Raw genomic sequence first — 4,682 nt, 5'->3', positions numbered from 1 at the left:
GCGATGGGGCACCTCGGCGAGCTGGGAGAGGAGCCCGCCCCCGCCCCCGCCTGGGACCTCATGCCGCGCTCCGCCGGGCCCTACGGGCGGGTGCTCGCCACCGCCGGAGACGTGGCCCGCCTGGTCAAGATGCACCTGGACCACGGCCAGGGACCCGACGGCTCACGGGTGCTCAGCGCGCGTTCCGTCGCCGCGATGCAGCAGCGCGAGGTGGACGTCCCCGACAAGTGGACGGTCAGCGCGGACGGCTGGGGCCTTGGCTGGACGCTCTACGACTGGTCGGGCACCCCGGGCTTCGGACACGACGGCGCCTCCATCGGCCAGTACGGCTTCCTGCGCGTGGTGCCCTCGGCGGGCGTGGCGCTCGTCCTGCTCACCAACGGCGGTGACGCCCGCCAGCTCTACGCCGACCTCTTCGACGAGCTGCTCAAGGACCTCGCCAAGGTGCGGATGCCCGCCCCCTTCGGGCCGCCCGCCGAGCCGCCGGCGGTGGACCTCGCGCCGCTGTGCGGGACGTACAAGCGTGAGGGTGTGGAGATCACCGTCACCGAACAGGGCGGCACCGCCCACCTGGTGTACGCGTTCGTCGACGGCATGAAGGACTTCTCGCCGCCGCTGGAGATGGACCTCGTCCCCGTCTCCCCGACGGTCTTCGCCGGTCCCGGTAGCGGCGCCTACAGCGCCGACTGGATGCCGGTGGTCTTCTCCACCCTCGCCGACGGCACGGCGTGCGTGTACATCGGCATGCGGGCGGCCCCGAAGACCGCCTGACGCCTCAGAATTCCGAAAAGCAGCAGAAGTCTCTCCGCTGGCACGCCTGCCCACAGCGCGCCTCACCCCCAAATCCACCCGCCGTTGCCCCTGAGCATCGTGCTGCCCTGTCGGCAGTACGAGGTGCGCATGTGGTTGCGGGCAGCGGTACCAGGGGCCTTCGCCGGCCCCTGGACCCCGCTGCCCGGTCACTGTCCGGCGCGCATCCCTTTCGTACGGCCTGGCCTTCGTTCGCGCCGGACAGCAACCGGGTTGTGGCGTGTTGCTGAAGCACTCGCAGGTGCAACGGGAAGGGGGCGTCGCCGATCGCAGGGTGGCGCCATCGTCGGGGCCGTCGACTTCCGTGTTGCTGTGGGTGGTGGTCGCGGGTGCGCCGGAGCGGGTGGAAAGAGCGAGTTGCGACGTACTGCCCGTCCGGGCCTGTAGTGGCCTCAGCCATAAGTAAGAGAGCGCTGCCGCGATATCCACTGTGACCTGCGGGGACGGCCGTGGGACCACGTTCCTGTGAACTGGGAGGCAGTTCTCAGCAACGTCCATGCGGTTCCTGAGGACTGAGTGCCCAGTTCCTAGGAACTGCCACCACGCCTGAGGGAACGTGGTTGATGAACCTCACGTTCATCAACAAAGTGTGCAAGAGGGTCGCTCCGGGCTTTCCTGGCTCCGGCTCGGCGCGTGGGACTGACGCGGCGTCAGTAGCGGGCGACACGGCTGGGGACTGAGGTCATCGACTTTTCGCTCATGTACATTAAGTTCATCTGGTCGGCCTGAGGGCCGGTACTCATGCACGCTGGATCGATCCCTGGCAGGGAGGGCCCGTTGGGAGCAGCACGCAGGCTGGTCGACGCTGATACGGGCGAGGCGATCCCGTACGCGCCGTACGCTTTCTCGGGGAAGCACACGCAGGTCGACAAGGCCCGCGTCGAGGCGATCACTGAGAGCAAGGCGTTCAGTCCGGCGCAGAAGTTCTTGGTGCTGTGGTGGATCGGTGTCTCTCCGGAAGGCCTTGCTCCGCTACGAGCCACCGGCGCCGATATCGGCAAGCGTGTCGGTATGACCGCGGACTCCGTGGGCAAGATCAATCGGAAACTCGCCAAGCACCGCATCCTCATCGTCCGAGGACGTATCGGAAACTACAAGCTATACCGGATCAGCCCGTACATCTCGTTTCATGGGACAGGGGTCGAGCAGCGCGAGGCAGTCAAAACGTGCAATCCGCCGGACATCCCCGGATTCGACGAGTCCACCCCGGCACTCTGGGAGGCCCAGTGAACGGCGACGACAAGCGCAAGATGCTTCAGCTGCTGCAGCGGACCGCTGGTATGACCGCCAACCAGCGTCTCGTCGTCATGCTCTACGCCATGCACCCTGCGGACCGCTCCGGTGCCGTGGTGGAGACAGCGGCGGAGCTGGCCAAGCTGGTGGGCATGTCCCCCACGGTCTTCTCCCGCACCCGCCGTCAGGTCATCGAGGCGGGCTGGCTCGAGGAGTCCGAGCGACTGGCCCACATCAAGTACTACCGGCTGAGCCCGATGGCCACCGGGGAGAGTGTCGTCGTGGAGCTGCGCCGGGCGACCGGAACGGCCTGAGTGGCTGTCCCGTGGGCTCCCGGTAGGCAGGCGGGCCGCTTCTCCGCGCGCCCCTCATGAACTTGACGTTCATGAGGGGCTTCTCCTGGGACGTCTTCATGGTGGCCACGTTCAGAGGTCGATCTCGATCTCCTCGACATCGGTGAACTCCACCTGGAGGTCGTGCGCGCGACGCCCGTGATCGCGGAAGTAGTGCTCGCCGAGCCCCTGGGCGGCGATGTCCAGGAGCTGCTGCTCGGTGGCGCCCTGATCGCGCGCGGCGAACAGCTGCCCCGCCCAGCGCGGCGACAGCGCCTGCGTGATGTGCCGCACCCGGGCGTCCTCGGTGGTCCCGGGAGCGGCCGTGTAGCCGAAGCGGGCCCGGGTGGAGACGACGATGCCGTCCGTGGCGGCGGCCCGCTTCTTCGCCCTGGCCCGCACCTGCGGCTGCCAGCGCCGCCTGACGGCCCGCTCCAGACGCGCCGCCAGGTCCTTGCGGGGCCGCTTCAGACGGCCCGCCACATACCGCTCCACGGTCCGCTGGGAGATCTCCAGCTCCAGCGCGGTCGCCTTCGTCCCCTTCAGCTGCCTCACCAGGTACCTCATCTGCGCCTGCGCGGACTTGGGCACCGGGCGGGTGAACGCCTGCTCCACCGCCCGGTCCAGGCCGTCCCCCAGCCGGTCCACCATCTGCTACTCCCCGTCGTCGGCGGGCCTGCCGCCGTCCTTGATGATGCGGGCGATGTTCACCAGGCCGTGGGCCTCGTACTGCTCCTCGGCCCACAGCGTGCTCTGGGTGCCCTCGTGCTTGACCATCCCGGGCGACACCCCCAGCCGGAACCCGCCGGGCAGCGGCTTGCCCTCCGCCGTGCGCGGCAGGAAGTCCAGCGGCGAGGGCCCCTTGGAGGGATAGACCACGCAGTCCGTGCCGACCGCCACCGGGTAGATGCCGGCCGCCCCGGCGACCTTCATCATCTTGCGGTGCATGTTCACCCGGGACGCCGACAGCACCGCGGCCCGGATGTCGGGCCGCCACTCCTTGCGCGCAAGGGCAGGCCAGGGCTCGTGCAGCGGCGTGCTGCGCGGACGTTCCCGCAGCTTGCCGATACCGCCCTTCGCGGTCGCCTTGATCGCCTTCAGTACGAGAGCCATCTGCGGATCGGCCTGCTTGTGCACGGCCATCGCCTCCAGGAACGCCCGCTCCTCCATCCCCGCGACGACACCGAGATCGGCCATCGTGGCCATGTAGGCGTCCCGCAGGCGCTGGTACCAGGCGTCCAGATAGCCGCCGTGCTCCAGGCGCACGTACGCCTCCACAGGCCGCACCTGATGCCCGAGCTCCACCGCGTAGGCGACCGTCGGCGTGGCATACCAGGCAGGGCCCTCAGGACGCTCCCCACGGGCCGTGAACGGCGACGGCAGCCGCTCGTCCAGCTCGATGTGGGAGAGGTCCACCAGCCAGGAACCCGGCAGCTTCGCATCGAACTCCGGGTGCCGCAGATACGTCGGGCCGCCGAGCCCCACGGTGAGACGGTTCGCCGCGGCCGCGAAAGCCATGTTCACGTCGATGCCGACGACGAAGGGCTTCATGCACTCCTCGTCCGTCAGCGGACGGCACCAGTCGTAGGACTCCTCCATCAGCATCTCGGCCGGAGTGCGCTGGTGATGACGCGCGTACACGCCCTTCAGCAGCGGATGCCCGTCCGGGACCTCACACGGCACATGCTCATGGACGGCAGACAGGGCCCCGGGCGCCGGAGCACCACGCCACTCCCCCGTCCGCTCGTCCCGCACCGCCATCGTGGGCGGATGCAGAGCCGTCATCAGCTCAAGACCCGTGACGGCCGTCGTGCCGCGCGGCGTCATCACGCGCGTGGCGTACGTACCAAGGAAACGGGCCAGCTCGGCCGGGTGCATCGTGGGCAGCTTCGGGTCGTCCCGGTCGTCCCACTCGCGCACGTCGAGCGCGTTCCACGCCGGGATGCACAGCTGCACGCAGTGGCGCCGCGCCCCCTCGGCCGGACGGAAGATGCGCGCCCACGGCCCGAACCCGCGCTGGGTGAGCTGCCACTGGGCCCGCTCAAGCTGCTTGAGCACCTTGTGCCCGCCCGCCAGACGACCCGCCCGCCGCTCCTCCTCCGACAGCGCGGCGGGCAGCCCGAAGCGCTCGAGGGCCGACCGCGTCAGGACGAGAACGGGGTCGGCGTCCCTGCCGTTGCGGTGCAGCCGTGGCTGCCCGAGCCGCGCCTCCCGCAACGTCCACTCCACCAGCGCCGGAAGCGATTTGGCGGGAACGTCCAGGACGAGCCCGCCCACGCAGTACGCCGAGACCTCACCGTCCTCACC

At 69.5% G+C, this 4,682-nt stretch carries 5 protein-coding genes; 3 read left to right on the top strand and 2 right to left on the bottom strand.

From position 1 onward, the window contains the following. The 3 genes from AB8Z36_RS20805 to AB8Z36_RS20795 form a co-directional block, all read left to right on the top strand. A partial coding sequence (locus tag AB8Z36_RS20805; protein WP_369214858.1) for a serine hydrolase domain-containing protein occupies nucleotides 1-771 on the top strand: 771 nt, incomplete at its 5' end. 816 nt (nucleotides 772-1,587) lie between these two features. Next, the gene (locus AB8Z36_RS20800; RefSeq protein ID WP_369214857.1) at nucleotides 1,588-2,040 is read left to right on the top strand and encodes a MarR family transcriptional regulator; all 453 of its coding nucleotides are present in this window, start codon (nucleotides 1,588-1,590) and stop codon (nucleotides 2,038-2,040) included. After that, entirely contained in the window at nucleotides 2,037-2,357 is a 321-nt protein-coding gene (locus tag AB8Z36_RS20795) for a replication initiation protein, RepL2 (RefSeq protein ID WP_369214856.1), read from the top strand. The genes AB8Z36_RS20800 and AB8Z36_RS20795 overlap by 4 nt, the downstream gene beginning before the upstream one ends. A 111-nt stretch (nucleotides 2,358-2,468) precedes the next feature. Here AB8Z36_RS20795 and tpg read toward each other — a convergent pair whose 3' ends face one another. Together tpg and tap are read right to left on the bottom strand one after the other, a co-directional pair. Next, nucleotides 2,469-3,026: a telomere-protecting terminal protein Tpg gene (gene tpg, locus AB8Z36_RS20790; RefSeq protein ID WP_369214855.1), complete on the bottom strand. Its 558-nt coding sequence runs from the start codon at nucleotides 3,024-3,026 to the stop codon at nucleotides 2,469-2,471. A 3-nt stretch (nucleotides 3,027-3,029) separates the two neighbouring features. Continuing rightward, on the bottom strand, nucleotides 3,030-4,682 hold a 1,653-nt coding region (tap, locus tag AB8Z36_RS20785), incomplete at its 5' end, for a telomere-associated protein Tap (protein WP_369214854.1).

This window comes from Streptomyces flavofungini (assembly GCF_041028215.1).
Taxonomy (GTDB): Bacteria; Actinomycetota; Actinomycetes; order Streptomycetales; family Streptomycetaceae; genus Streptomyces; species Streptomyces flavofungini_B.
The sequence above is the reverse complement of the archived record's forward strand: the minus strand, read 5'-3'. Positions and strand labels throughout refer to the sequence as shown.